This is a genomic window from Allobosea sp. 47.2.35 (assembly GCF_024655635.1).
In the GTDB taxonomy this organism is placed as follows: Bacteria; Pseudomonadota; Alphaproteobacteria; order Rhizobiales; family Beijerinckiaceae; genus Allobosea.
The window spans coordinates 57277-81764 of sequence record NZ_JANLGI010000018.1 but is presented as its reverse complement, the minus strand read 5'-3'; the positions used below and the strand labels follow the sequence as shown (position 1 = coordinate 81764).

Genomic DNA, 24488 nt, shown 5'->3' with positions numbered 1-24488 from the left:
CCGAAGCGATCAAACGGATTGCCGTTCGCCGCCCTGACGATGCCGGCTGCGCCTGCTCAGCGCCCCATGATGACGACGTCGTTCTTGTGGGTCCGGCCGAGGATCGCACGGGCATTCTCTTCAAGGAGATCGCGATCGACGGCTTCGCTGCGCACCAGGGCGAGCCTCTGTTCCCAGGATTTGCGCTCGGTCGTGAGAGTGGCGAGTTCGCCCTCCAGGTCGCGCAGCGATTCCCGGATCGCGCCGCGTGCCTCGAGGCCGCGCGCGCCGTGCTGAGCGTGGAACATGAAATAGGCCACCGCCGCTCCCGACACGAGGTAGAGAGCCAATGTCACGAAGATCGAGCGAAGGCCGCGGCGAATAACCATGCCGGAACGCTAGGGCGGTTTGGTTTCCGGCTGGTTAACGGAGCTTAAGAAAGCAGGCGGGAGATCGCAGCAGAGCGGCGGCCTGCGGTGGTGAGCGGGGTGGGGATCGAACCCACGACCACATGATTAAAAGTCACGTGCTCTACCACTGAGCTACCCGCCCTCACCGGGCCGCTGACATACGGAGCCGAGCGGCGCCGGTCAACTCGTTCCGTGCGGATTGGCTAAGGGCCTCCCGCTTCCTCACATCTTTCAGCCGAGCCGCCGGGTCACGCCGCCACCCTTGTATCCTCGTCCGTGCCGGGCTGCCGGCGCAGGCATGAGATAAGCGCCGCCGCCCGCCCCAAGCGCGGGCCAGCCCGGATCGGCATAGGCTTTGAGCTCCCAGCAGCGCAGGCGCTGGCGCTCCGCATCGGTCGTGGCATCCGAGCAGGCCGAGACCTGCGAACGCTGCCAGAACGCGGATGCAGGCCCGCCAGCAGCAGCGATCATCGCTGCGGCCAAGCCAGCGGGAATCAGAAAGCCACGCATCCACCTGCCCTTTCGGCGCCCTGTATCGTGCCGGAAAGCGGCCATCATGGCGGCCCCGCCTTGCCGAAGGCTTAAGCTCACGTTGCCGTGCCGCAGGGCGACAAGCCAGAGAAAAGCGTTTGTGAAACCGGCTGCGCGCCCCAATATCGTGGGAGTGCGCTGGAACTCGCCACGTCAGGCGGCGTTCGGATCGATGCTGCCAGCCGCCCGAACGTCACAGGAGACCAACGCCGTGAAGCTGCCCATCGTGATCCACACCGAGGAAGACTATGACCGCGCGCAGCAACGGGTCGAGGAATTGAATGCGATGCCGGATGGCGCCGAGAAAGAGCGCGAGCTGCACGCTCTCGCCGAGGCCATGCTGGCTTTCGAGCTACGGCGTGACGACGCCGACGACTGACGGGCGGCCCGCTCTCCGTCTCAGGAATCGTTGCTTGCGTTGAGCTCTTCGGGGCGTAGTCCTTCATCGGGTGCCGCGGTGTGCTCCGGGCTCGCAGCCCAGACGGAAAGGATCTCCGCGATGACATCGGCGCGCGAACGCCCCTGCCGATGAAGTTCGATATGCCGATCGAGCGCGGCCAGCGTGCGCTCATCGAGGGTCAGCGCGATCGGGGTTTGCGACATCGACGCACCTCTCAGTCCCGAGGCTGGAACAGTGTCGCAGCTGCGACGTTTCCATGAGTGCGGTATTCGACCACAGCTTCGGCCGTCAAGCAAATGTGCCGATGTCGTCAAGGTCGTCACGTTAAGCCATAAGGTCAATGGTCACTCATGACCTTTTCCAAAATGCATTTTTTTTCAGAGCTGAAAATCATTCAACGCCGACCTGAACAAAATCGCCTTCCGTTTGTTGTCTGTTCAACCCGCTTCGCAGCGGAACACTCTGGAGGAAGACATGATCAGGAATCATCGTTTCATGCTGTCCACCGTCGGCGTCGCGATGCTCGCGACCGCGGCCATGGCCCAAACCAGCGCCCCGACGCCGCCCTCGTCCGCTCCGGCTGCCCCTGCGGCGACGCAGTCGAGCGCCAGCTCGCCGGCTGAAACCAATCTCGCCGGCCAGGGCAAGTGGCGTACAAGCAAGCTGATCGGCGTCGATGTCTACGGCCCGGACGACAAGAAGGTCGGCGACGTCACCGAGGTGATCGTCGACAAGACCGGCAAGGTCGAGATGGTGACGATCGGCGTCGGCGGCTTCCTCGGCATCGGCTCCAAGGATGTCGCGATCCCGTTCGACCAGGTGACCTGGAGCGACCAGCCGATCGCCCCGCCGGCTCCGGCCCCTGCGCCCGCTTCGTCCGGTAGCGCCGGCGGCGCGGGTGGCGGCATGGCGTCCCCGCCGGCTGCCGCAGCCGCTCCGAAGGCGCCGGCCATGTATCCGGATCACGGCAAGATCACGCTGACCAAGGATCAGCTGAAGTCCGCGCCGAGCGTGACCTATTCCGGCACCTGAGCCGTCATCGGCAGCGATGCCATGATGTGAATGAGCAGGCCCGCCTCGTGAAAACGGGGCGGGCTTTTCGTGAGCGGGCTCAGGCTACGGCAAGCTCCCGGAGCAACTGCGGGATCGCCTCGGGCAGATCGTCCGCGATCAGGCCCATGCCGAGCCTTTCGCCGGCGAGCCCATGCAGCCAGACGGCAGCGCAGCTTGCCTCGAACGCGGGCATGCCTTGTGCCAGGAGGCCCGCAACCAGCCCGCCCAGCACGTCGCCCGATCCGGCCGTCGCCAGAGCCGCCGATCCCGTGACATTGAGCGCGGCACGCCCGTCCGGTGCGGCGATGACCGTGTCGGCGCCCTTGTAGACGATCACGGCGCCACAAGTCGCGGCAGCCTTCCGCGCGCGCTCCAGCTTGGAAGGTTCTCCGGCAACGAGGGTGTCCTTGCCGAACAGGCGCTGGAATTCACCCTCATGCGGCGTCAGCACCGTTGCGGCCGAGCCCTTGCGGCTCTGGATACTGCGTGAGCCGTCACCAGGGAGGCCGGCGAGCAGGGTCAGCGCATCGGCGTCGAAGACGGCTGGACGGTCGCAATCGATCACGGCCCGGATCAGATCCTCAGCTCGCCTGTCGAGGCCGAGAGCCGGGCCGGCCAGGATGGACGCGGTCCGGCGGTCATCGAGAAACGCCTCCAAGGCCTGCCGGTCGGATAGGCCCCGCTGCATCAAGGCGTCCGGTCCGCGTGCAGCATGGATGGGCAAGGCCTCCGGCTCGCAGAGGATCGTCGCGAGCCCGGCTCCAACCCGAAGTGCCGCGCGCGCACCGAGTCGCGGCGCGCCGACACCCGACACGCCGCCGGCGAGGACAGCGACCGCACCACGCCGGAACTTGTGCGTATCGGCACCATGACGCGGCAAGGTCTGCCGCCAGAGCGCGGGATCATTGCGAAAGGCCGTCGATCCGATCTCCGTGAGGGCTGCGTCGGCGGGAATGCCGATATCGGCGAGCCGCACGCGGCCGCAAAGCGCCCTGCCCGGCTGGAGCAGATGACCGGGCTTCAGCCGAAAGAAGGTGACGGTCTCGTCCGCTCTAACCGCGACACCTTCGGCAAGGCCAGTATCGCCCGACACACCACTTGGGATATCGACCGCGATGACGGGGCAAGCGGCCTCGTTGAGGAGCTTCGCCGCCTCGGCGAAGGCGCCCGAGAGCGGGCGCTTCAGCCCGGCCCCGAACAGCGCATCGACCATGATGTCGCTTCGCTGGTCATGGAACGCGTCCAGCGGTTCGATTGCGCCTGCCCAGCGCTCCAGCGCGATGGCCGCATCCCCGACGAAGCCGCCCGCGCCGCCCGGTGCGACCACACGGGCCGTCAGGCCGCTCTGGCGCAGGAGGCGCGCCGCGACAAAGCCGTCGCCGCCATTGTTTCCGGGGCCGCATAGGAGCGTCACGACGCTTCCCGCCCCTGCCCGGTCGAGAACGGCGTCGGCTACCGCGTGGCCCGCGCGCTCCATCAGCTCGATGCCCGGCGCGCCCTGCGCGATCGCGATGCGATCGGCCGTCGCCATCTGCTCCGTGGTCAGCAGGGCAAGCTCCGCCTTGCCCCTGATATTGTCGTCGGTATCGTCCATGCCGCATCTTCCGGCGGGGCTGGCGATCCCGCAAGTTGCGGTGGAATGTCGCTTATGATCAACAGATATGCAGATGCATATTTTTTGTGCTGTTTATTGCCTTTCCACGAGGCGCGTTCGCGGGCGGTGCCGCATGGCGGGGCGTCGGCGCCAATGCTATGAGCAAAAGCAAGGTTGCAATCGTCCTACAGAGCGGGGCTTGATCCCACTCTGGATGGCGCTGCCAGCCACGTTCCGGCCCGAGCCGGAGCCCGAGATGCAAAGGAGGCCGGTCGGCGCATGAAGAAGATCGAGGCGATCATCAAGCCCTTCAAGCTGGACGAGGTGAAGGAGGCGCTCCAGGAGGTCGGGCTGCAGGGCATCACGGTACTGGAAGCCAAGGGCTTCGGCCGCCAGAAGGGCCATACCGAGCTTTATCGCGGCGCCGAATACGTCGTCGACTTCCTGCCGAAGGTGAAGATCGAGATCGTGCTCGCCGACGAGATGCTGGACCGCGCCATCGAAGCGATCATGAAGGCCGCCCAGACGGGCCGCATCGGAGATGGCAAGATTTTTGTATCGACCATCGAGGGGGTGATCCGCATCCGTACCGGCGAGACCGGCGCGGACGCGATCTGAGATCGTCTCCCCGATCATTGGACAACGAGCCGCCGGCCGGATTGGAGCCGGTCGCGGCAGCGTGAAATTGAATAACTGCTGGCAAGAGGAATGCTGAAATGAAAAGCGCCAAGGATGTCCTGAAGGCGATCAAGGACAACGACGTCAAGTATGTCGACTTCCGCTTCACCGACCCGCGCGGCAAGTGGCAGCACGTGACCTTCGACGTCGGCATGATCGACGAGGACATCTTCGCCGAGGGCACGATGTTCGACGGCTCCTCGATCGCCGGCTGGAAGGCCATCAACGAGTCCGACATGCTGCTGATGCCGGATCCGACGACCGCCACGATGGACCCGTTCTTCTCGGCTCCGACCATGGTCATCAACTGCGACGTGCTCGAGCCGGGCACCGGCGAGCCCTATGGCCGCGATCCGCGCGGCATCGCCAAGAAGGCCGAGGCCTATCTGAAGTCGACCGGTATCGGCGACACCGTCTATGTCGGCCCCGAGGCCGAGTTCTTCGTCTTCGACGACGTCAAGATCGCCGCCGATCCGTACCACACCGCCTTCAAGCTCGATAACGTCGAGCTGCCGACCAACGGCTACTCCGACTACGAGGGCGGCAATCTCGGCCACCGCATCGCCACCAAGGGTGGCTATTTCCCCGTTCCGCCGCAGGATTCGGCGCAGGACATGCGCGGCGAGATGCTGGCCGCGATGCAGTCGATGGGCGTGGTCGTCGAGAAGCACCACCACGAGGTCGCCTCGGCCCAGCATGAGCTCGGCATGAAGTTCGACACGCTCGTGCACACCGCCGACCTGATGCAGATCTACAAGTACGCGATCCACAACGTGGCCCAGAGCTACGGCAAGACCGCGACCTTCATGCCGAAGCCGATCTATGGCGACAACGGCTCGGGCATGCACGTCCACCAGTCGATCTGGAAGAACGGCAAGCCGGTCTTCGCGGGCAACAAGTATGCCGACCTGTCGCAGGAGTGCCTTTGGTACATCGGCGGCATCATCAAGCATGCCAAGTCGCTGAACGCCTTCACCAACCCCTCGACCAACTCCTACAAGCGCCTGGTCCCGGGCTATGAGGCTCCGGTGCTGCTCGCCTATTCGGCGCGCAACCGCTCGGCCTCCTGCCGTATTCCGTGGACGACCTCGCCGAAGGCCAAGCGCGTCGAGGTCCGCTTCCCCGATCCGATGGCGAACCCCTATCTCGCCTTCGCGGCCATGCTGATGGCCGGCCTCGACGGCATCGTGAACAAGATCGATCCGGGCCCGGCCATGGACAAGGATCTCTACGACCTGCCGCCGCGCGAGCTGAAGAAGATTCCGACGGTCTGCGGCTCGCTGCGCGAGGCGCTGGAAGCGCTCAAGAAGGACAACGCCTATCTCAAGGCCGGCGGCGTCTTCAATGACGACTTCATCGACAGCTATATCGAGCTCAAGATGCAGGATGTGGCGCGCTTCGAGATGACGCCGCACCCGGTCGAGTTCGCGATGTACTACTCGTACTGAGGATGGCTGGCCGGCTGCGCAGGCGGCGGCCGACATTCCCGGGAGACACCAGGCCGGGGCGGCAACGCCCCGGCTTTTTCGCGCGCGCATCGGGCGAAGCGTTCGGCATCGCACGCCGTTCCGGTATCAGGTAACGCGACCTTCACGCGTGATCGGGCAGGTTCTGGCGACCATTGCCGAACAGCGGTGCCCCGGACTTGCAGACGATCTCGATCAACGGCCGCTTTCTCGGCCAGCCGCTGACCGGCGTGCAGCGATTTGCCCTCGAGATGACGAAGGCACTCGACCGGCGGATCGGCGCGGGTGCGGCTCCCGAGGCGCTCAGGCGGGCCCAATGGCGCCTCCTCGCGCCGCAGGACGTTCCGGAAACCCGGGAATTCCAGCATATCGCCGTGGAGCGCTTCGGCCCGTTCTCCGGCCATCTCTGGGAACAGACCTCGCTCGCGCACCGGGCTGCAGGAGACACCCTCGTCGGCTTCGGCGGCAGCGGGCCGCTGCTGCATCGCCGGCAGCTCGTCGTGATCCACGACGTCACCATTTTCCGGCACCCGGAAGCCTTCAGCGCCTCCTATCGGGCCACGCACAAGCTCCTCGGCTTCGGGCTGACGCGCACGGCGCGGATCGCGACCGTTTCCAACTTCTCGCGTGGCGAACTCGGCACGGTCTTCGGTGTCGCGCCGGAGACTGTCCCGGTGCTCTACAACGCCACGGACCATTTCTCCGGGGTGACGCCGGACGAAACCGTGCTGCAGCGGCTGGGGCTGGAAGGTACGAATTTCTTCTTCATGCTGGGCACGCTGAAGCCCAACAAGAACGTCGACTTCGCGATCCGGGCCTTCGACGCGCTCGGCGATCGCCGTTGGAAGCTCGTCATCGCCGGTGCGCTCGACAAGAGCGGCGTGTTCAAGGCGGATGCCCCCGCCAGCGCCGAGAACCTGATCTTCACCGGGCGCCTGAGCGATGCCGAGATCGTCGCGCTCGAACGTCACGCGCGCGCCTTCGTCTTTCCCAGCCTCTATGAAGGTTTCGGCATTCCACCGCTGGAGGCGATGACGCAGGGCTGCCCGGTTCTGGCCGCGGATATCCCGGCGGTGCGCGAGGCCTGCGGCGAAGCGGCGCTCTATTTCGATCCGCGCGATCGCGCCAGCCTCGAAGAGGCGATGCTGCGGGTCATGGATGCTGATGGCGACGCACTGGGGCTGGCCGGGAAAGGCCGCGCCAATCTGGCGCGCTTCTCCTGGGACAAGAGCGCCGAGACGCTTCTCGCGACCCTGTCGGAGATGGCCGCGCCGCGGCGCTGACGGCGCCTATTTGAACGACAGGATGCGCTGCGGATTCAGCCGCGCCCGCATCAGATCGACCAGCGCGATGCCATTGCCCTTCAAGCGGCCACGGCGGTCGACATAGGGCTGCTCGCGCAGGCTGCCGACGAGATTGGCCGCGACATTGCCGATCATCAGGCGCAGCGCCTTGTGCAGCGTCATATTCCCCTTGCGCCAGAGGTAGATCGGGTTGGCGATCTGGGAGTAGCCGAAGCGCAGGCCCGATGTCCGACCGCGCTTGCTGCCGAGATGAACCCCCCTCAGCGCCGTGCTGTGGACGATCTCGCCCTGCCCCGCCAATTGACGACAGAAATCGACATCCTCCTGCCAACCATAGAGCGGCAGGTTCTCGTCGAAGCGCGCCGCCACGGCATGAACCGCCGCCATCCGCACCAGCATGTTGCAGCCATAGGCATTGTAGACCGGCCATGTCGCCTTCGGCTCGCCCTTGTCGGCGGCCAGGATGTTGCGCGCTTCATCGGCGCTGATGCCGGGCCCGTGGATCCCGTCGGCGAGAACCGTACCGGTAGCTGCAACGATCTCCGGCCTGTCCCCGAACAGCGCCTCCGCCTCTGCCACGAAATCTCGTGCCGGCATGAAGTCGTCGTCGAGGAAGATGATGAGATCGGCGTCCTCGGCCGTAGCCAGGATCGCGTTGCGCTGGCCGCAGCTGCCGCGCCGCCCCTCGACGCGGCGGATGGGCAAGGACAGGTGCGCGGCGGCGGTTTCGTCGAAATCTACTGCCTCCGCCGGGCAGACGATGACGGCATCTGGTAGGCGGCTCTGTTCGACGAGATGGGCGAGCGTTGCGGAGAGGACATCGCGGCGCCCCGCGGTCGCGATGCCGATGGCGATCTTCATGAAGCCTCCGGTGAAACGCCGCGACGCTGGAGCAGCGAGCCGAGGGTCGCGACGGCCGGCGGGATGCAAAGCAGCAAAACCGCCAGCGAGATCGGCAGGGATGTCTGGGGAGTGCTGCCATTGGCGAGCGCAGCGATGACAAGGGCGGCCAGGGCGCTCACAAGCGTGAGTGCATGCCAGCGGAAGGGCATCGACAGGAAGAGCGGCGCCCCCACGATAGCTGAAGCGGCCGCTCCGGCCACGCTGCCAAAGAGAAGCCCGACCAGTGCGCCGCCGGACAGGTACCAGCCCATGACGGCACCGAGATTGAGCAGGACGGCATCGGCAAGAGCCAGCCCGATGATCGGTCGCAGGCGCTGTTTCAGATGCGCCGGGGTCGGCAGCAAGGTCTGGACCCAGGCTCTCAGCAGCGCGAGGATGGTCACTGCCGGGCTCGCGAGCAGGAAGGTTTCGCGCAGTTCCGCCTTGACCAGCCAGGCCGCTGCAGGCGCCAGCAGGCACAGGATCCCCGCCGCAGTGACGAGCGAGCAACTCGCCAGCTGGGCGTAGTACTCGCCGAGCCGCCCGCGGAACGTGGCCGTGCCGGGCTCGCGGTCATAGGTCGCGACGATCTCCGGATAGCGGATGGCCTGGAGCGCCGAGACCACCATGACGAAGGGACGCTGCAAGAGATCAAGTGCGAGCAAGGCGCCGGCCGCACCATGCGCTCCGATCACGGCGGTCAGGAAGGCCTTGAGCCCGAGCGGCGCCAGGATGCCGGCGACGGATGCCCCGGCCGAGACACCGCCATAGGTCAGGTGCTTGGCGAGCAGGTGGCGTTGCGGCCGCTGCAATCCCTCGGCAAGCGAGCCCGCCAGAAGGCGCGCCAGCGCGGCATAGGCGAGGTAAGCGCCCAGCATGCCCGACACGGCGCCGGCCAGCGTGGGATCGAGAAGCGCCCCGCAGATCGTTCCGACGGCCAGAAATGAAGCGCGCGCAGCCTGGAGGATGGAGAACAGCCGGAAATTCTGCCGGAAGCGCAGCATGGTCAGATGTAGCTCGGAACCGCCCTGGAACACCGCGACCAGTGCTCCGCCGATGGCGATGCCGATGGAAGCTGCGCCGGACGCGAAAACGCCGCCACCAGCCAGCAGGCAGAGCACCGCGCAGACCATGAAGGAATACAGGATCACCGAGCGCTGGGCCGTTTCGTCTGTGCCCGGATAGAAGCGGCTGCAGGAAAAGCGCAGCCATTCGAAGGCGGCGATGCTGCCGAACTGGCTGATCGTGATGAACAGCGAGTAATGCGTGAAGTCCTGCGCCGGCAGGATGCGCGAGACAAGCAGCAGCAGCCCGAGCGCGAGCGCGGCCTGGTAGACATAGGCTCCGAGAGCGGCGATCTGGCCCACCGGTGCGATGCTCCGCTCAGAGCGTCCCGGGCGCGGCAAGCAGCGGCGTGCCGCTATCGGCCGAACCGGAAACCGTGATGACGAGGCGGCGCATCCCATTACCCTCCGACCACAGGCCTAGGGCAAAAAGGTTGATATTTCCGCGCTATGCGAGGGCGGTTCTCAGGAGAAGTGCAGAACCGCGAGGCCAGCCGATGCCGCGACCGCAGCCAGCCACCAGAGCCAGCGTGAGGCGTGTGGGTCAGCGGCGGAAAGCGGCCTGCCGATGACATCCTCATGACCGAAGGATTCGCCGGCGAGGCGTGCAGTACGCTGCAAGCCCGCGATACCCGCAACCGGCACAGACTGACGCGACGCCACGGCCTTCTCCCCTTTAGGCCGATCATAGCGCATTGCGGAAATCCGCATAGGCCTGACCGTATTCATCATCCTCGACACCGATGGTTAACGTGGACTGAATGGGCCGGTTCCACCTCGCTCTTGCCCATGCCGACGACAGGGATGTGACGGGAACGCAAACTGCGATGGCACGGCGGTTTCGATCTGCGGATGAGGTGTCTATAAGCGGTTCCTGACAGGGCGTTGCGCAGCGCGATGCGCTAGAGTTCACAGTCGCGAATCAGGAAGAATCGGTTGGCAATGGCGGATAACGGCGATCTTTTCGGCTCGGAGCCGGAGCGGCCCGACGCGGCAAGCCCGCGGCCGGAAGCGCCCCTGCCTGCCGCAGCTCCCAAGGCGGCACCGGCGCCTGCCGCCCCTGCCCGCAACGGCACCCTGTCCGAGGCCGGCTACGACGCCTCGGCGATCGAGGTCCTCGAAGGGCTGGAGCCGGTGCGCCGCCGTCCGGGCATGTATATCGGCGGCACCGACGAGCGCGCCCTGCATCATCTCTTCGCCGAGGTGATCGACAACGCCATGGACGAGGCGGTGGCCGGCCACGCCACCTTCATCGATGTCGAGCTGTTCGAGGACGGCTCGCTGGCCGTGACCGATAACGGCCGCGGCATCCCGGTCGATCCGCACCCGAAATTCCCCGGCAAGTCGGCGCTCGAAGTCATCATGACGACGCTTCATGCCGGTGGAAAGTTCGACTCCAAAGCCTATGAGACCTCGGGCGGCCTGCACGGCGTCGGCGTCTCCGTCGTCAATGCACTGTCGGATCGGCTGGAGGTCGAGGTCGCGCGCGGCAAGACGCTCTATCGCCAGATCTTCTCGCGCGGCCTGCCGCAGGGGCCGCTGGAGACGGTCGGCGCCGTCGCCAACCGGCGCGGCACCCGCGTACGCTTCCATCCCGACGCGCAAATCTTCGGCGAGGGCGCGCATTTTTCCCCGGCCCGCCTGTTCAGGATGGCGCGCTCGAAGGCCTATCTCTTCGGTGGCGTCGAGATTCGCTGGACCTGCGCCCCCGCGCTGCTGAAGCCGGAAGGCGATGTCGCCGCCGAGGCCGTGTTCCGCTTCCCCGGGGGCTTGCGCGATTATCTCGGCCGCGAGATCGAGGGCAAGGACCTCGTCGCCGAGCCGATCTTCTCCGGCAAGATCACCAGGGAAGGCAGCCACGGCTCGCTCGAATGGGCGGTGGCCTGGCTCGCGACCGGCGAGGACGGCTTCTCCTCCTCCTACTGCAATACGATCCCGACGCCCGAGGGCGGCACCCATGAGCAGGGCCTGCGCATCGCCCTGCTGCGCGGCCTGCGCGACCATGCCGAGCGCATCGGCCAGTCGAAGCGCATGGCGCAGGTCACCTCCGACGACGTGATGGCCACTTGCGCCGCCATGCTATCGGTCTTCATCCGCGAGCCGGAGTTCCAGGGCCAGACCAAGGACAAGCTCGCGACGCAGGAAGCGCACCGCATCGTCGAGAACGCGATCCGCGACGCCTTTGACCATTGGCTCGCGGCCGCGCCGCAGCAGGCCTTGCGCCTGCTCGACTGGTCGGTCGATCGCGCCGAGGAGCGGTTGCGCCGGCGCCTCGAAAAGGAGGTCTCGCGCAAGACTGCGACGCGCAAGCTGCGCCTGCCCGGCAAGCTCGCTGATTGCTCGAGTGCAGGGGCCGCCGGCTCCGAACTCTTCATCGTCGAGGGCGACTCGGCCGGCGGATCGGCCAAGCAGGCGCGCAACCGCGCGAACCAGGCGATCCTGCCCTTGCGCGGCAAGATCCTCAACGTCGCCAATGCGACGCGCGAGAAACTGAACCAGAATCAGCAGCTTGCCGACCTCATCCTGGCGCTCGGCTGCGGCATCGGCACCCAGTTCCGCGAGGACGACCTGCGCTACGAGAAGGTCATCGTGATGACCGACGCGGATGTCGACGGCGCCCATATCGCCTCGCTGCTGGTCACCTTCTTCTGGCGGCAGATGCCGCGCCTGATCGAGAAGGGGCATCTCTATCTCGCCGTGCCGCCGCTCTACCGGCTCCAGCACGGCGGCAAGAGCATCTATGCCCGCAACGATGCCCATAAGGACGAGCTGATCGAGACCGTCTTCAAAGGCAAGAAGCCGGAAATCTCGCGCTTCAAGGGCCTTGGTGAAATGATGCCTGCCCAGCTCAAGGAAACCACAATGGACCCGAGCAAGCGCATCCTGCTCAAGGTCATGGTTGACCACGAGGCCAAGGAGGAGACCTCCGACACGGTCGAGCGGCTGATGGGCAACAAGCCGGAAGCGCGCTTCGTGTTCATCCAGGAACGAGCCGCCTTTGCCGGCGAACTGATCGACCTGTGAGAGTTGAGCCCTGCATCCGTGCAGGGCTGGGGCTCAGGCCCGGCGGGCTGCCCGACGCAACGTTTCCCGGCAGGGTTCGCTTATGTCGAACCCTCCCCACTCCCCGGACCACCATGATCGCCGACACCACTCCAACTGGGACTGGCCACTGACGGCATGGGCGAGCCTGCTTCCCCTCCATCTGGACGCGACGGTGAATTGGCATCGCCGGCCGGACAGGCATCCTGGGACGACATCCGGATATTCAACGCCATCGCCGTCTGCGGGTCGATGGCCGTGGCGGCGGCGCAGCTAGGCTTGAGCGAAGCTACCGTCGCGCGCCGGCTGAAGGGCTTCGAAGCCGAACTCGGCCTGCAGCTTTTCACCCGCGAAGCCAACCGGCTCGTGCCGACGACCATTGGCATGGAACTCGCGGCCGAGGCTGCTCTCGTGGAAGCCGCCGCCAAGCGCTTCGCGATCCGCGCCGACGCTGCCCGCCCGCGCGCCGATGCGCCGGTCCGGATCACCGCGACCACCTCGATCAGCATGCTCCTGACCATGAACGCGACGGCGATCTCGCAGGCAGCCGGCGGGGTCGAGATCGTGATCATCAGCACGCGCAACAGGCTCGACCTGGCGCGCGGCGAGGCCGATATCGCGCTGCGAATGACCAGGGTTCCAGGCGAACCCGGCCATTACGCCCAGAAGGTCGGGCGGCTGATGCAGACTCTCTATGTCCGCCGCGACATCGATCCCACGACGGCTCCGATCATCTCGGTGAACCGCGAAACCTCGTCGCGGATCGACGATCACATCATGGCCTATGCCGCAGGGCGGCCGATCGCGGCCCGCGTCGGCGATTCGGCGGCCCGCTATGAAAGCATCCGCTCGGCCGGCGCGCTGTCCATGGCGCCCTGCTTCATGGGGGATGCCGATCCGAGCCTGCGCCGCCTTGAGCCACCACCGGAGGAGACGGGCGATGACATCTTCCTGGTCTCGCACGAGGTCTCGCGCCGCAGACCCGGCGTCGCCGCAGTGCTGAGCGCGTTGCGCAAGCTGTTCAAGGCGCATCAGGCACGCCTCGCAGGCCGCACGGTCGCCGATCCTTAAAGTCTTCGGCAGCCCGGCAAGACTTGGCTAACCATCCTTTTACTGCTCTGGGCGCATGCTGCCGCAAAGCTCGTGATGTCACGGGCCGTGGAGAGTGCGCCATGCGCCTGATCGAAATGTTCTGGAAGGACAACCGCGGCACGCTCGCCGCCGATATCGCCAAGGCCGGCGCGGCCATCGCCTTTCTGTCGGTCATCGCCGCGAATTTCCTGTCGAGCCAGACCGCCTCGCTCGACAAGGAGCGCATGGCCGCCATCAGCCTTGCAGCGTCGAAGCGCCAGCCCACCGACCCGATGATCACCGGCTCGATCGGCCAGACCGCCAACGCGACGAAACTCGACCCCTGCGCCCTGCCCCGCTGACGTCCCTCAGCCGAGCCAGCGCAACAGTTCCGCGCTCACTACCTCCGGCGCCTCCAGTGTCGAGAGATGGCCGCAGCCGGGCACGATCGTGAGGCGGGCCCTTTCGCCGGCAAGGCCTGCCATTTCCTGGGCTTCCGCCACAGGCGTGATCGCATCTTCCTGCCCGACCAGAACAAGTGTCGGAATCGAGAGTTTCGCCAGCAGCGGCCGCGAATCCGGTCGCTTCATGATCGCCTTCTGCTGCCGCACGAACCCCTCCGCCCCGACGTCGTCGGCCATCCGCCGCACCAGCAGCCGCAGCGGCTCGTCGGTCAGGCGCGCCGGTGCCACCAGCCTCTGCCAGAGCAGCGTCGTGACATTGTCGAAGACGCCCTTCTCGGCGAGCGCGATCATCTGCTCCCGCGGCTCGTTCGTCTCGGGCGTTGCCGGTTTGGCGCTGGTGTCGAGCAAGGCAAGCCGCGTCACGCGCTCAGGCGCTTGCCGCAGAATCTCGAACGCGACATAGCCACCCATCGACAGGCCGCAGAGCGCGAAACGGGGCGGCGCTGCCGCGAGCAGGCGTTGCGCGATGGCGGGCAGCGTGTCGTCGCGGGCGTGATCGGCGACGAGAATAGGCCGGCCATCGGCCAGCATCGGCCATTGCGGAGCATAGAGCGCGGCGTTGCAACTCAGGCCGGGCACGAGAACAAGCGGCTCCTTCATGAGATCAAAGCAGTCCTTTCGAGGCTAGATGATTGACTTTGCCGCGTTTTCTTTGCATTCCACACGGGTCCGAAGGCGCGCAGGAACTGTCGTCGCGCCAACGTGGTGGTTGAGCAGGTCATCCCGCCGCGTTTCACCGACCCAGAAGAAGCACGATACGCGATGTCATTTGCCGAACTCGGCTTGAGCGAAAAGGTTCTGACGGCCGTCACGGCCGCAGGCTATAACACGCCGACCCCCATCCAGGCCCAGGCCATTCCGCATGTCCTTGCCCGCAAGGACGTTCTGGGCATCGCCCAGACCGGCACCGGCAAGACCGCGGCCTTCACGCTGCCGATGCTCACCATCCTGGAAACCGGCCGCGCCCGGGCCCGGATGCCGCGCACCCTGATCCTGGAGCCGACGCGCGAGCTTGCGGCGCAGGTCGAGGAGAACTTCGTCCGCTATGGCGTGAACCAGAAGCTTTCGGTGGCGCTGCTGATCGGCGGCGTTTCCTTCGGCGACCAGGACGCCAAGATCACCCGCGGCGTCGATGTGCTGATCGCGACGCCCGGCCGCCTGCTCGACCATGTCGAGCGCGGCAAGCTCTTGCTCACCGGCGTCGAACTCCTCGTCATCGACGAGGCCGACCGCATGCTCGACATGGGCTTCATCCCCGACATCGAGCGCGTCTGCAAGCTCGTGCCCTTCACGCGGCAGACGCTGTTCTTCACCGCGACGATGCCGCCGGAGATCACCCGCATCTCCGAGCAGTTCCTGCACAATCCCGTTCGCGTCGAGGTCTCCCGGCCGGCGACGGCCGCGGCGACGATCACCCAGCGGCTGATCGCCTCCAATTCACAGGATTTCGAGAAGCGCGAGACGCTGCGCAAGCTGATCAAAGGCGCGACCGACCTGCAGAACGCGATCGTCTTCTGCAACCGCAAGCGCGATGTCGCGACGCTGCACAAGTCGCTGCAGCGCCATGGCTTCCCCGCCGTCGCGCTCCATGGCGACATGGACCAGTATGCCCGCATGGCGGCGCTGGAATCCTTCCGCACCGGCGAGAATCCGATCCTCGTCGCCTCGGACGTCGCGGCGCGCGGCCTCGACATCCCCGCCGTCAGCCATGTCTTCAATTTCGACGTGCCGACCCATGCCGAGGACTATGTCCACCGCATCGGCCGCACCGGCCGCGCCGGGCGTCTCGGAACCGCCTTCACCATCGTCACGCGCCATGACGACAAGCTCGTCTCCGCCGTCGAGAAACTGACCGGCCAGACCATCGCCTTCGAAGGTCCCGGCCTCGACGCCCTCCCTCCGGGCGAACCGCGCGATGAGCGCCGCGGAGGCCGCCGGGACGACAAGCGTTCGTCGTCGCGCGGTCGCGGCCGCCCCGAGCGCGAGCGCGGCCCCCGCGCCGAGAGCGAGGCGAGCCCGCGGTCCAGCGAGCCGGAAGGCAAGGCCGATGCGCATCGCGCGCCCGGTCGGCACGAGCCCGTGCGGCCGGATTCCGACACGGCTGCGGCCAAGCCCCGCAACCAGGATGGCCGGCGTGGCCGCAACCATCGCGACGACGATGACGGCCCGCAGGTGAAGGGCCTGGGCGATCACGTGCCGGCCTTCCTGCTGCGTCCGGCACGTGTCGGATAACGTTACGGCATCAACCCGTTTTTAACACCATCGCCCTAGATTGCATTTCGTCGCGACGGGATGACCTTCGCGGCGGACGGGCGCATGCCGCCGTATATACGGACAGGATGTCCCGCTTCGATTGTTTGATCGAAGCTGACGTGGCCAAAGGCCGCGACCCGGCTTCATACGGGATGGCGAAGGCATGGACGACCTGGTTTCGGTTCCCGCCCGCACTGATGATCTCGCCGAGCGCGTCGTCGCGGCGATGCGAGAGCATGGCTCGCCGAGCTATCCCCGCGCCTTCGAGGTCTGGTACGCCCATCTGAGCGGCGAAATACCGGCCGTCAGCATCGCGATGAACGCGATCATCGCCGGCAGCGACGGAAAGGTCTCCGCTGCCGATATCGACAGCCTCTACGAGCGCTTCATCAGCACCGAGCGCTTCTCGCGCCAGGCCGAGCGCACCAGCCTGCAGGTGCTCGGCGAGATCGACGCGATGATGGGCCTCGTCGACAAGGCACTTGGCTCCAGCGAACTCTATCATGGCCGACTCTGCGCCATGTCGGAGGACGTGCCGCCGGCGACCGACCGTCACAAGCTGCGCGAATGGGTCGAGGCATTGGTGATGTCGACCCGCGAAGAAGTCACGCGCAAGGCTCAGCTCGAGGCCGAGCTGCGCAATAGCTCGAACGAAATCCGCAACCTGCGCGAAGCGTTGGAATCGACGCGTGCCGAGGCCCTCACCGATCCGCTGACGGGGCTCGCCAATCGCCGTCATTTCGAGGAGATGCTGCAGAAGTCGATCGATCAGGCGACGTTGCGCCGCGAGCCCTTCGCGCTGGTCATGGCCGATATCGACTTCTTCAAGCGCTTCAACGACGCCCATGGCCACCTGACGGGCGACCAGGTGCTGCGCCTTGTCGCGCGCACGATGAAGGACAAGTTCAAGGACAAGGCGATCATCACCCGCTTCGGCGGCGAGGAATTCGCCATCATCCTGCCGGAAGCCGACCTGATCGCCGGCAAGTTCGGCGCCGAGACGGTGCGCCAGGCGCTGCTGACCCGCGAGCTGATCAAGCGCTCGACCAACGTGAATCTCGGCCGCATCACCATCTCGCTCGGCGTTGCCAGCTATCGCCGCGGCGATACGGCCGGCTCGCTGGTGGACCGGGCCGACCAGTCGCTGATGCAGGCCAAACGCGACGGGCGCAACCGCACCGTCACCGAAGACGCGCTGGAAACGAGCAGCCGCGTCGCCTGAGCCTCCGGTTCAGGGCGCCGTCAGCGCACTTTCGTTGCGCGGCTTGATCTCGACGGATTCACCGCAGCCGCAAGCCGAGACCTGATTGGGGTTGTTGAAGACGAAAGTCGAGGAGAACCGGTCCGTCCTGAAATCGAGCTCGGTGCCGAGCAGGAACAGCACGGCCTTGGCATCGACGACCACCGTCGCGTCCTTGTCGCTCACGACCTCGTCGCCCTTGTTGAGCGCGCGCGCGATCTCGAAGGTGTACTCCATGCCGGCGCAGCCGCCCTTCTTGACGCCGACCCTGAGGCCGAGCGCCGGAGCATCCCCACCAGAGGATTGCGCCATGATCTCGCGGATGCGGGCCGCCGCGGCGTCGGTCAGCGAAATGACCTTGAGGCCCGGTATCGAAAACATCGGTTTCCCTCCTCGACCGGGTTCAAGGCCCGGAGAAGCAAGATTGTTCCCGACAACATAGGGATCGCCGGGGCTTTCGTCGAGATGGCGGAGGCGCGCCATGCGCCCGCGATCCAGCCCCTGCCCGCCCGACGCATTGCGGAACGGGCCGGCTCATGCACTCTGACGCTCAAGAATCCCTGAGGCTCCAAGACCTCTTCCGACAAGACCTCTTCCAAACGGCAGGAAACCCATGGCGCATCGTCTGCATCGCCCCGAATCGCTGCATGCCCTTGTCCGCGACATGGTCGTGAAAGCCGGCTGGACCGAGGCCGAGGCGCAGGAGACCGCCGACCATCTCGTCCTCGCCAATCTCAGCGGCCATGACAGCCACGGCGTCGGCATGCTGCCGCTCTATTTCCAGTCGCTGGCCGACGGCAATCTCAGCCCGGCCTCGCAGCCGCAGACGCGCGTCGATGCGGCGCCCTTCCTGATCATCGACGGCAAGATCGCGCTCGGCCAGCCGAACGCGCGCAATGCCGTCGACCGAGCCATCACGATGGCGCAGGCCGGCGGCGTCGCCATCGTCAACCTGCTCGATTCCCACCATATCGGCCGCATCGGACATTATGCCGAGGTCGCGGCCGAGGCCGGGCTGATCTCGTTCTTCTGGGTCAATGTCGCCGGCCGGCCGCCCATCGTCGCGCCCTATGCCGCCAAGGAAGCCCGCTTCGGCACCAATCCCCATGCGATCGGCATCCCCGTGCCCGGCGGCGATCCCCTGATCCTCGACTTCGCCACCAGCCGCATGGCCCATGGCAAGGCCCGCGTCGCCCTCAACAAGGGCGAGCAAGTAGCACCCGGCTACATCATCGACGGCGAGGGCCGCCCGACCACGGACCCGGCCCATGTCTTCGCCAGCCCGAACCACCCGCTCGGCGCGCTCCTGCCCTTCGGCGACCACAAGGGTGCCGGCCTTTCGCTGATCGCGGAACTGCTCTCAGCCGGATTGATGGGTGCGGCGCGGATCGACCAGAAGCCGCAGAAGACCTGGGTGATCAACTCGCTCTTCGGCGTCATCATCGATCCGGCACGGCTGGAGCCCGATGCGGAGCTTCGCCGCAGCCGCACCGAGAGCTATCTCGCCTTCGTCCGCGCGGCGAAACCGATGGACCCGGCCAATCCGGTGCTGGCGCCCGGCGACAAGGAGCGCAAGGTCAAGATCGAGCGGCAGGCCGCCGGCATCCCGCTCGACGACGAGACCTGGTCGCAGATCGTTGCCGCCGCCAAGCAGCATGGCATCGACGCGGAAAGCTACTGAGCCATGTCCCCCGAGGCCTATAACGCCTTCTGCGCTGCGCTTCCGGCGACGAGCCATGTCGTGCAATGGGGTGGCGCCGATGTCTGGAAGGTCGGCGGCAAGGTCTTCGCCATCGGTCGGCAGCAGGAGAACGGCGAGATAGCCGTCTCCTTCAAATGCTCGCCGATGGGTTTCGATATCCTGAGCGAGCAGCCGGGCCTCAGGCCCGCGCCCTATCTCGCCTCGCGCGGGATGAAATGGATCCAGTGGCTCACCGGTGAAAGCATGCCGGACGATGCCCTGCGGGATTACCTCGCCGAGAGCCACCGCCTCGTCGCCGTCGGGCTGACGAAGCGGGTGCGGGCGGAGCTGGGGCTATAGCAGCGCCTCGCCCCGGAACATCGGCACGCAGCCACCGCCGACCCGCGAGCGGAAGCCGTCTGTCGCGCGGCGCGACGTGACGTTCAGCCGGCTCGGGCGGCCCATCTCGACGCCCTGGGTGATGCTGTAGGCCGCTTCATCGCCGCCATCGAGCGACAGGAGCAGCGCGCCCAGCGTGGCGCTGGCGCTGCCGGTGGCGGGGTCCTCCCAGGTACCGGCCAGCGGCGCGAACATCCGCGCCCGGACGGCGTTGCCGTCGCGGGCATAGAGAAAGAGCGACAGGCGCCCCTGCAATTCCGGATGCTGGCTTTCGAGCTTGCGGAAGGCGGCGATGTCGGGCGTCGCGCCCGCAAGCGCGGCCGGCGCGACCTGTGCCAGCACGAATTTCACGCCGAGCGAGGCCTGCACCGGCTTGTGCCCGCTGGTGACGATATCGGAAGCCGCGACGCCCGCACAGGCTGCGATGCCGTCCGCCGGCAGCTCGATGCCGAGCGACAGCGCCTGCGGCGCGGCGATGACAGCGCCGGTTACAGCGCCGGCCGCATCGCGCTCGACCGCGATCTCGACCAGCCCGGCCATTTGCTCAAAACGCAGCACGCCGTTGCGGTCGCGGCCGTGGCGGGCCAGCACGCAGGCCGTGCCGACATTGGGATGACCGGCGAAGGGCATCTCGGCGGTGCGATGGAAGATGCGCACGCGCGCGTCATTGGCCGGATCGTCCGGCGGCAGGACGAAGGTCGTCTCGCTATAGTTCATCTCGGCCGCGAGCGATTGCATCTGGGCGTCCGAGAGACCGCGCGCATCGGTGAAGACGGCAAGCTGGTTGCCGCCGAAGGCGCGGTCGGTGAAGACGTCGACGGTCTCGTAAGGAAAGCTGGGCATCGCGGGCTCCGGTGGCGGATGACGCGCCTATTCCTGCCAGCGGCGCGAGCTCAGCACCAATGAAGCGATGAGATGCGATCCATCAACGCGGGCGGAGCCGCTCACCACATGTCGAGGGCGACGCGGGCCTCGTCGGACATGCGCGACTGATCCCAGGGCGGATCGAAGGTCATGTTGACGGTGACGCCGGCGACGCCCGGAACGGCACCGACCGCGTTCTCGACCCAGCCCGGCATCTCGCCGGCCACCGGGCAGCCCGGCGCGGTCAGCGTCATGTCGATCGTGATCTGCCGGTCGTCGGCGATATCGACGCGGTAGATCAGGCCGAGCTCGTAGATGTCCGAGGGAATCTCGGGATCGTAGACCGTCTTCAGGGCGGCCACGATATCGTCCGTCAGCCGGTCGATCTCTTCCGGCGGCAGCGCGGTGCCCGTGCCCATGGCGGGGGCGTTCGGCTTGATGTCTTCGGCGACGCTGTCGGTCATCTCTTCAAATCCCGGTCAGGCGAACAGGCTCTCGGCCTTCCGCAGGGCATCGACCAGCTTGTCCACCTCTTCGAGCGTATTGTAGAGCCCGAAGGAGGCGCGGCAGGTCGATGTCACCCCATATCGTGCCAAAAGCGGCATGGCGCAATGGGTGCCGGCCCTGACGGCGACACCGGCGCGGTCGATCACGGTCGCGACGTCATGGGCATGGGCGCCCTTCATCTCGAAAGCGACGATCGCACCCTTCTCTTTGGCCTTGCCGAAGATGCGGATCGAATTCATCTCGCCGAGCCGCTCCATGGCGTAGGCGCCTAGCTTGGCCTCGTGCGCCGCGATGTTCTCGCGGCCGAGCGCCATCATGTAGTCGAGCGCCGCACCCAGCCCCACAGCCTCGACGATAGCCGGCGTGCCGGATTCGAAGCGATGCGGCGGGTCGTTATAGGTCACGCTGTCTTCGCTGACGGTGACGATCATCTCGCCGCCGCCCTCGTAAGGCGGCAGCTTGTCGAGCCATTCCTTCTTGCCCCAGAGGATGCCGGAGCCGGTCGGTCCATAGGTCTTGTGGCCGGTGAAGGCGTAGAAATCGCAGCCCAGCGCCTGCACGTCGACCGGCAGGTGCACGGCGCCCTGGCTGCCGTCGACCACCAACGGAATGCCGTAGGAACGGCAGATCGCGGCGACCTCGGCTACGGGTATGATCGTGCCGATTGCGTTCGACATCTGCGTCAGCGACACCACCTTGGTGCGCGGCGAGATCAGCTTCTCGAATTCATCGATGAGGAAATTGCCGTCCTCGTCGATCGGCGCCCACTTGATCACGGCGCCATGGCGTTCGCGCCAGTAGTGCCAGGGCACGATGTTGGAATGGTGCTCCAGGATCGAGAGGATGATCTCGTCACCTTCCTGGATCTTGAGGTAGCGCCCGAGCGAGGAGGCCACCGTGTTCAGCGCGCCGGTGGAGGAGCGCGTGAACACGATCTCCTCCAGATGCGCCGCGTTCAGGAAGCGGCGCGCGCTTTCGCGAGCCGCCTCATAAGCTTCCGTCGACGCGTTGGCGAGGTAATGCAGGCCGCGATGGACATTGGCGTAGTCCTCCCGCATCAGCCGCGTCATCGCCTCGATCACCGCTTCCGGCTTCTGGGCCGAGGCGGCATTGTCGAGATAGACCAGCGGCTTGCCATAGACCTCCCGGCTCAGGATCGCGAAATCCTTGCGGATGGCCTGGACGTCGTAGGGCTTCGCCAGCGCGTTCATCGGTTCAGGCCTTTCCGGGCGTGACTGGCGCCTTGTCGGCGACGAGTTCGCCGCCATGGCCCCAATCCTCGCGCTCGATCTCCTGGATCACGATATGGGTGTTCTGCGGGTTCTTGCCGAGCACCTTGACCAGCGTTTCCGTGAATTCCTTCACGATCTGCGCCTTCTGCTGGCGCGAGGCGCCCTTGGTGATCTGGAGATTGATGTAGGGCATCAGACGGTGCTCACCTCGGAAGCGGCCTCGCGGGCCTTCAGCCACGACTCGACCTCGCCGATCACGAGATCGCGCACATCCTCATCCGTGATGAACTCGACTGCCTCGCCGGCGAAGGCCTGCAGCACCAGCGCCTCGGCCTGCGGCCGCGGCAGGCCGCGCGCCATCAGGTAGAAGAGCTGGTCGCCGTCGATCTGCGCGACCGTCGCGCCATGGCCGCAGACCACGTCATCGGCGAAGATCTCAAGCTCGGGCTTGTTGTACATCGAGGTGCCGTCGTTGAGCAGCAGCGCGTTGCTCTTCATGCCGCCATCGGTCTTCTGCGCGTATTTGCGCACGATGACCTTGCCTTGGAACACGCCGGTCGCCTCGCCCCCGGCAATCGTCTTGAACAGCTCGCGGCTGGTGCCGTGCGGCACCTCGTGGTCGACGATCAGCGTGACGTCGGAATGCTGCGCCTTGTTGATCAGGTTGACACCACGCAAGCCGATCTCGGTGTGCTCGCCGGCATAGCGGACGAAATGCTGCTGGCGCACCGTGCCGGCATTGCAGATCAGCGCGAAGGAATCGAACTTCGCGTGAGCACCGACCGTCGCGAGCAGGCTCTGCACCTCGACCGTCGCCGCCTGCTGGCGGGTGACGAGGCGGACATGCTGGATCTCGCTCTCGTCGCCGGTTTCGAAGACGATCGCGCCGTTGATCTGCTGCGCGGCCTTCCCGGCTGCTTCGCTGACCTCGACCACCGTACCCTTGACGCCCTCGCCGGCGAGCACGACCGAGCGGTGGAACACCGCCCGCTCCTCCTCGCCCGAGGCGAGCGCAACGATGACGATCCGCTGTTCCAGCTCGACGCCATCGGCGATCTCGACGAAGACGCCATCGCGCATCAGCGCGGTGTTGAGCGCGAGGCCCATGTCGTCATGGCCAACCGAAGGCCCGGCCAGGATGCGGGTCAGGTCCTCGCGCGGCGAGACCAACGCCTCGGCGAGCGACTGCACCGAGACACCCTCCGGGATCGCGTCGAGCGCCGAGAGCTCCGGTGCGAAGATGCCGTCGACCAGCACGAGGCGCAGGCCATCGAGCTTCAGCGCGGCCAGGCGAGCCTTGACCGCCGCCGTAACGGCAGCGCCGCCGGTAAGCGGACGTGCCTCGCGCAGCAGCGTGCGCAGGTCGGTATAGCGCCAGGATTCGAGCCGGCGATGCGGCAGGCCCTTGGCCTCGAAGCCGGCGAAGGCGTCCTCGCGGAGCTTGCGCACGGCCGGGCCGCCCGGCAGCTCGGCCTTGCTGTCGGCATATTGCTGAACGAGCTGCTGTTCGGCAGCCGTCTTCAGCGGGGTGACGATGGCCATCAGGCAGCCTCCCCATAGGCCGCATAGCCCGACTTCTCGAGCTCCAGCGCCAACTCCTTGCCGCCCGTCTTCACGATCCGGCCCTTCGACATGACGTGGACGGTGTCCGGCACGATATGGTCGAGCAGGCGCTGGTAGTGGGTGATGACGAGGAAGCCGCGGTTCTTGTCGCGGAGCGCGTTCACGCCCTCGGCGACGATGCGGAGCGCGTCGATGTCGAGGCCGGAATCGGTCTCGTCGAGGATGCACATGGACGGCGAAAGCAGAGCCATCTGAAGGATTTCCATGCGCTTCTTCTCACCGCCGGAGAAGCCGACATTGAGCGGGCGGCGCAGCATGTCCTTGGCGATGCCGAGCTTGTCGGCTGCGGCATTGACCTGCTTGATGAAGTCCGGGGTCAAGAGCTCGTCCTGCCCGCGCGCCTTGCGCTGCGCGTTCATGGCGGCCTTCAGGAAGGTCATGGTGGCGACGCCGGGAATCTCCAGCGGATACTGGAAGGCGAGGAAGATGCCGGCGGCGGCGCGGGCATCGGCCTCCATCTCCAGCACGTTCTCGCCGTTGAGCAGGATCTCGCCGTCGAGGACCTCGTAGTCCTCCTTGCCGGCGATGACATAGCTCAACGTCGACTTGCCGGAGCCGTTCGGCCCCATGATGGCGGCGACCTCGCCGTCGTTCACGGTGAGGTTCAGGCCGTTCAGGATCTGCTTGTCCTCGTCGGCGATCTTGACGATCAGATTGCGAATTTCGAGCATCGTTTCGTTCCTGTGTCATCCCGTGCGTGGTGCAGCGCGAAGCGGTGCGCCGCAGACCCGGGATCGTTTTGTCCAGTGGT

General features: G+C 66.3%; 27 protein-coding genes and 1 tRNA gene. 12 read left to right on the top strand and 16 right to left on the bottom strand.

What is annotated here, in order from left to right; translation table 11 throughout:
- Window positions 1-56: 56 nt before the first annotated feature.
- The 3 genes from NUV79_RS20075 to NUV79_RS20065 all read right to left on the bottom strand — a co-directional run bounded on the left by NUV79_RS20075 (window position 57) and on the right by NUV79_RS20065 (window position 899).
- Window positions 57-299 carry an FtsB family cell division protein gene (locus tag NUV79_RS20075; RefSeq protein ID WP_257734836.1) on the bottom strand — a complete coding sequence of 81 codons (243 nt, stop codon included), beginning with the start codon at window positions 297-299 and terminating at the stop codon, window positions 57-59.
- 157 nt (window positions 300-456) lie between these two features.
- Window positions 457-531: transfer RNA gene (locus NUV79_RS20070), tRNA-Lys, on the bottom strand.
- 89 nt (window positions 532-620) lie between these two features.
- Complete coding sequence (locus NUV79_RS20065; protein WP_257734835.1) at window positions 621-899, bottom strand: hypothetical protein; 279 nt, start codon at window positions 897-899, stop codon at window positions 621-623.
- A gap of 232 nt (window positions 900-1131) precedes the next feature.
- On the opposite strand from NUV79_RS20065, the gene NUV79_RS20060 reads away from it, so the two are divergent.
- A complete protein-coding gene (locus NUV79_RS20060) occupies window positions 1132-1299 on the top strand; it encodes a hypothetical protein (protein ID WP_156407096.1) in 168 nt (55 codons plus the stop codon).
- A 20-nt stretch (window positions 1300-1319) separates the two neighbouring features.
- Here the strand turns inward: NUV79_RS20060 and NUV79_RS20055 are convergent, their stop codons facing one another.
- The gene (locus NUV79_RS20055; protein WP_257734834.1) at window positions 1320-1523 is read right to left on the bottom strand and encodes a hypothetical protein; all 204 of its coding nucleotides are present in this window, start codon (window positions 1521-1523) and stop codon (window positions 1320-1322) included.
- A 271-nt stretch (window positions 1524-1794) separates the two neighbouring features.
- Here NUV79_RS20055 and NUV79_RS20050 point away from each other — a divergent pair, with 271 nt between their 5' ends.
- Window positions 1795-2352: a PRC-barrel domain-containing protein gene (locus NUV79_RS20050; protein ID WP_257734833.1), complete on the top strand. Its 558-nt coding sequence runs from the start codon at window positions 1795-1797 to the stop codon at window positions 2350-2352.
- Between the two features lie 79 nt (window positions 2353-2431).
- On the opposite strand, the gene NUV79_RS20045 is transcribed toward NUV79_RS20050, so the two are convergent.
- A complete protein-coding gene (locus NUV79_RS20045; protein ID WP_257734832.1) occupies window positions 2432-3967 on the bottom strand; it encodes an NAD(P)H-hydrate dehydratase in 1536 nt (511 codons plus the stop codon).
- Window positions 3968-4246: 279 nt separating this feature from the next.
- On the opposite strand from NUV79_RS20045, the gene NUV79_RS20040 reads away from it, so the two are divergent.
- The 3 genes from NUV79_RS20040 to NUV79_RS20030 all read left to right on the top strand — a co-directional run bounded on the left by NUV79_RS20040 (window position 4247) and on the right by NUV79_RS20030 (window position 7394).
- Window positions 4247-4585: a P-II family nitrogen regulator gene (locus tag NUV79_RS20040; protein WP_257734831.1), complete on the top strand. Its 339-nt coding sequence runs from the start codon at window positions 4247-4249 to the stop codon at window positions 4583-4585.
- A 98-nt stretch (window positions 4586-4683) separates the two neighbouring features.
- Window positions 4684-6093 (top strand): type I glutamate--ammonia ligase, encoded by a 1410-nt coding sequence (gene glnA, locus NUV79_RS20035; RefSeq protein ID WP_257734830.1) that lies wholly within the window; start codon window positions 4684-4686, stop codon window positions 6091-6093.
- Between the two features lie 197 nt (window positions 6094-6290).
- Complete coding sequence (locus NUV79_RS20030; RefSeq protein ID WP_257734829.1) at window positions 6291-7394, top strand: glycosyltransferase family 4 protein; 1104 nt, start codon at window positions 6291-6293, stop codon at window positions 7392-7394.
- A 6-nt stretch (window positions 7395-7400) separates the two neighbouring features.
- Here the strand turns inward: NUV79_RS20030 and NUV79_RS20025 are convergent, their stop codons facing one another.
- The 3 genes from NUV79_RS20025 to NUV79_RS20015 form a co-directional block, all read right to left on the bottom strand.
- Window positions 7401-8276, bottom strand: coding sequence for a glycosyltransferase family 2 protein (locus tag NUV79_RS20025; protein WP_257734828.1), 876 nt, complete (start codon window positions 8274-8276; stop codon window positions 7401-7403).
- Complete coding sequence (locus NUV79_RS20020) at window positions 8273-9664, bottom strand: polysaccharide biosynthesis protein (RefSeq protein WP_257734827.1); 1392 nt, start codon at window positions 9662-9664, stop codon at window positions 8273-8275. Before NUV79_RS20020 ends, NUV79_RS20025 begins: the two co-directional genes overlap by 4 nt.
- A gap of 162 nt (window positions 9665-9826) precedes the next feature.
- Entirely contained in the window at window positions 9827-10093 is a 267-nt protein-coding gene (locus NUV79_RS20015) for a hypothetical protein (protein ID WP_257734826.1), read from the bottom strand.
- Between the two features lie 210 nt (window positions 10094-10303).
- Here NUV79_RS20015 and parE point away from each other — a divergent pair, with 210 nt between their 5' ends.
- The 3 genes from parE (at window position 10304) to NUV79_RS20000 (ending at window position 13836) form a co-directional block, all read left to right on the top strand.
- Window positions 10304-12385 carry a DNA topoisomerase IV subunit B gene (parE, locus tag NUV79_RS20010; RefSeq protein WP_257734870.1) on the top strand — a complete coding sequence of 694 codons (2082 nt, stop codon included), beginning with the start codon at window positions 10304-10306 and terminating at the stop codon, window positions 12383-12385.
- A gap of 156 nt (window positions 12386-12541) precedes the next feature.
- Window positions 12542-13474 carry a LysR family transcriptional regulator gene (locus NUV79_RS20005; RefSeq protein WP_257734825.1) on the top strand — a complete coding sequence of 311 codons (933 nt, stop codon included), beginning with the start codon at window positions 12542-12544 and terminating at the stop codon, window positions 13472-13474.
- A gap of 101 nt (window positions 13475-13575) precedes the next feature.
- Complete coding sequence (locus NUV79_RS20000; RefSeq protein ID WP_257734824.1) at window positions 13576-13836, top strand: hypothetical protein; 261 nt, start codon at window positions 13576-13578, stop codon at window positions 13834-13836.
- Between the two features lie 6 nt (window positions 13837-13842).
- On the opposite strand, the gene NUV79_RS19995 is transcribed toward NUV79_RS20000, so the two are convergent.
- The gene (locus NUV79_RS19995; RefSeq protein WP_257734823.1) at window positions 13843-14538 is read right to left on the bottom strand and encodes an alpha/beta fold hydrolase; all 696 of its coding nucleotides are present in this window, start codon (window positions 14536-14538) and stop codon (window positions 13843-13845) included.
- Between the two features lie 162 nt (window positions 14539-14700).
- Between NUV79_RS19995 and NUV79_RS19990 the strand changes: the two genes are divergently transcribed.
- Together NUV79_RS19990 and NUV79_RS19985 are read left to right on the top strand one after the other, a co-directional pair.
- Window positions 14701-16170, top strand: a complete 1470-nt coding sequence (locus NUV79_RS19990; protein WP_257734822.1) for a DEAD/DEAH box helicase — start codon at window positions 14701-14703, stop codon at window positions 16168-16170.
- Between the two features lie 184 nt (window positions 16171-16354).
- Entirely contained in the window at window positions 16355-17413 is a 1059-nt protein-coding gene (locus NUV79_RS19985) for a GGDEF domain-containing protein (RefSeq protein ID WP_257734821.1), read from the top strand.
- 9 nt (window positions 17414-17422) lie between these two features.
- Here the strand turns inward: NUV79_RS19985 and NUV79_RS19980 are convergent, their stop codons facing one another.
- Window positions 17423-17812 carry a HesB/IscA family protein gene (locus tag NUV79_RS19980; RefSeq protein WP_257734820.1) on the bottom strand — a complete coding sequence of 130 codons (390 nt, stop codon included), beginning with the start codon at window positions 17810-17812 and terminating at the stop codon, window positions 17423-17425.
- 232 nt (window positions 17813-18044) lie between these two features.
- Here NUV79_RS19980 and NUV79_RS19975 point away from each other — a divergent pair, with 232 nt between their 5' ends.
- Window positions 18045-19112 carry a malate/lactate/ureidoglycolate dehydrogenase gene (locus tag NUV79_RS19975; protein WP_257734819.1) on the top strand — a complete coding sequence of 356 codons (1068 nt, stop codon included), beginning with the start codon at window positions 18045-18047 and terminating at the stop codon, window positions 19110-19112.
- A 3-nt stretch (window positions 19113-19115) separates the two neighbouring features.
- The gene (locus NUV79_RS19970) at window positions 19116-19472 is read left to right on the top strand and encodes an MmcQ/YjbR family DNA-binding protein (RefSeq protein WP_257734818.1); all 357 of its coding nucleotides are present in this window, start codon (window positions 19116-19118) and stop codon (window positions 19470-19472) included.
- Here the strand turns inward: NUV79_RS19970 and NUV79_RS19965 are convergent.
- The 6 genes from NUV79_RS19965 to sufC all read right to left on the bottom strand — a co-directional run bounded on the left by NUV79_RS19965 (window position 19467) and on the right by sufC (window position 24408).
- A complete protein-coding gene (locus NUV79_RS19965; RefSeq protein ID WP_257734817.1) occupies window positions 19467-20354 on the bottom strand; it encodes a PhzF family phenazine biosynthesis protein in 888 nt (295 codons plus the stop codon). The genes NUV79_RS19970 and NUV79_RS19965 overlap by 6 nt on opposite strands.
- Window positions 20355-20455: 101 nt before the next feature.
- Complete coding sequence (locus NUV79_RS19960) at window positions 20456-20839, bottom strand: SUF system Fe-S cluster assembly protein (RefSeq protein ID WP_257734816.1); 384 nt, start codon at window positions 20837-20839, stop codon at window positions 20456-20458.
- 15 nt (window positions 20840-20854) lie between these two features.
- Entirely contained in the window at window positions 20855-22093 is a 1239-nt protein-coding gene (locus NUV79_RS19955) for a cysteine desulfurase (protein ID WP_257734815.1), read from the bottom strand.
- 4 nt (window positions 22094-22097) lie between these two features.
- Window positions 22098-22307 (bottom strand): tautomerase family protein, encoded by a 210-nt coding sequence (locus tag NUV79_RS19950; RefSeq protein ID WP_257734814.1) that lies wholly within the window; start codon window positions 22305-22307, stop codon window positions 22098-22100.
- Window positions 22307-23656 carry a Fe-S cluster assembly protein SufD gene (sufD, locus tag NUV79_RS19945; RefSeq protein ID WP_257734813.1) on the bottom strand — a complete coding sequence of 450 codons (1350 nt, stop codon included), beginning with the start codon at window positions 23654-23656 and terminating at the stop codon, window positions 22307-22309. The genes NUV79_RS19950 and sufD overlap by 1 nt, the downstream gene beginning before the upstream one ends.
- Entirely contained in the window at window positions 23656-24408 is a 753-nt protein-coding gene (sufC, locus tag NUV79_RS19940) for a Fe-S cluster assembly ATPase SufC (protein WP_257734812.1), read from the bottom strand. Before sufC ends, sufD begins: the two co-directional genes overlap by 1 nt.
- Window positions 24409-24488: the final 80 nt, after the last annotated feature.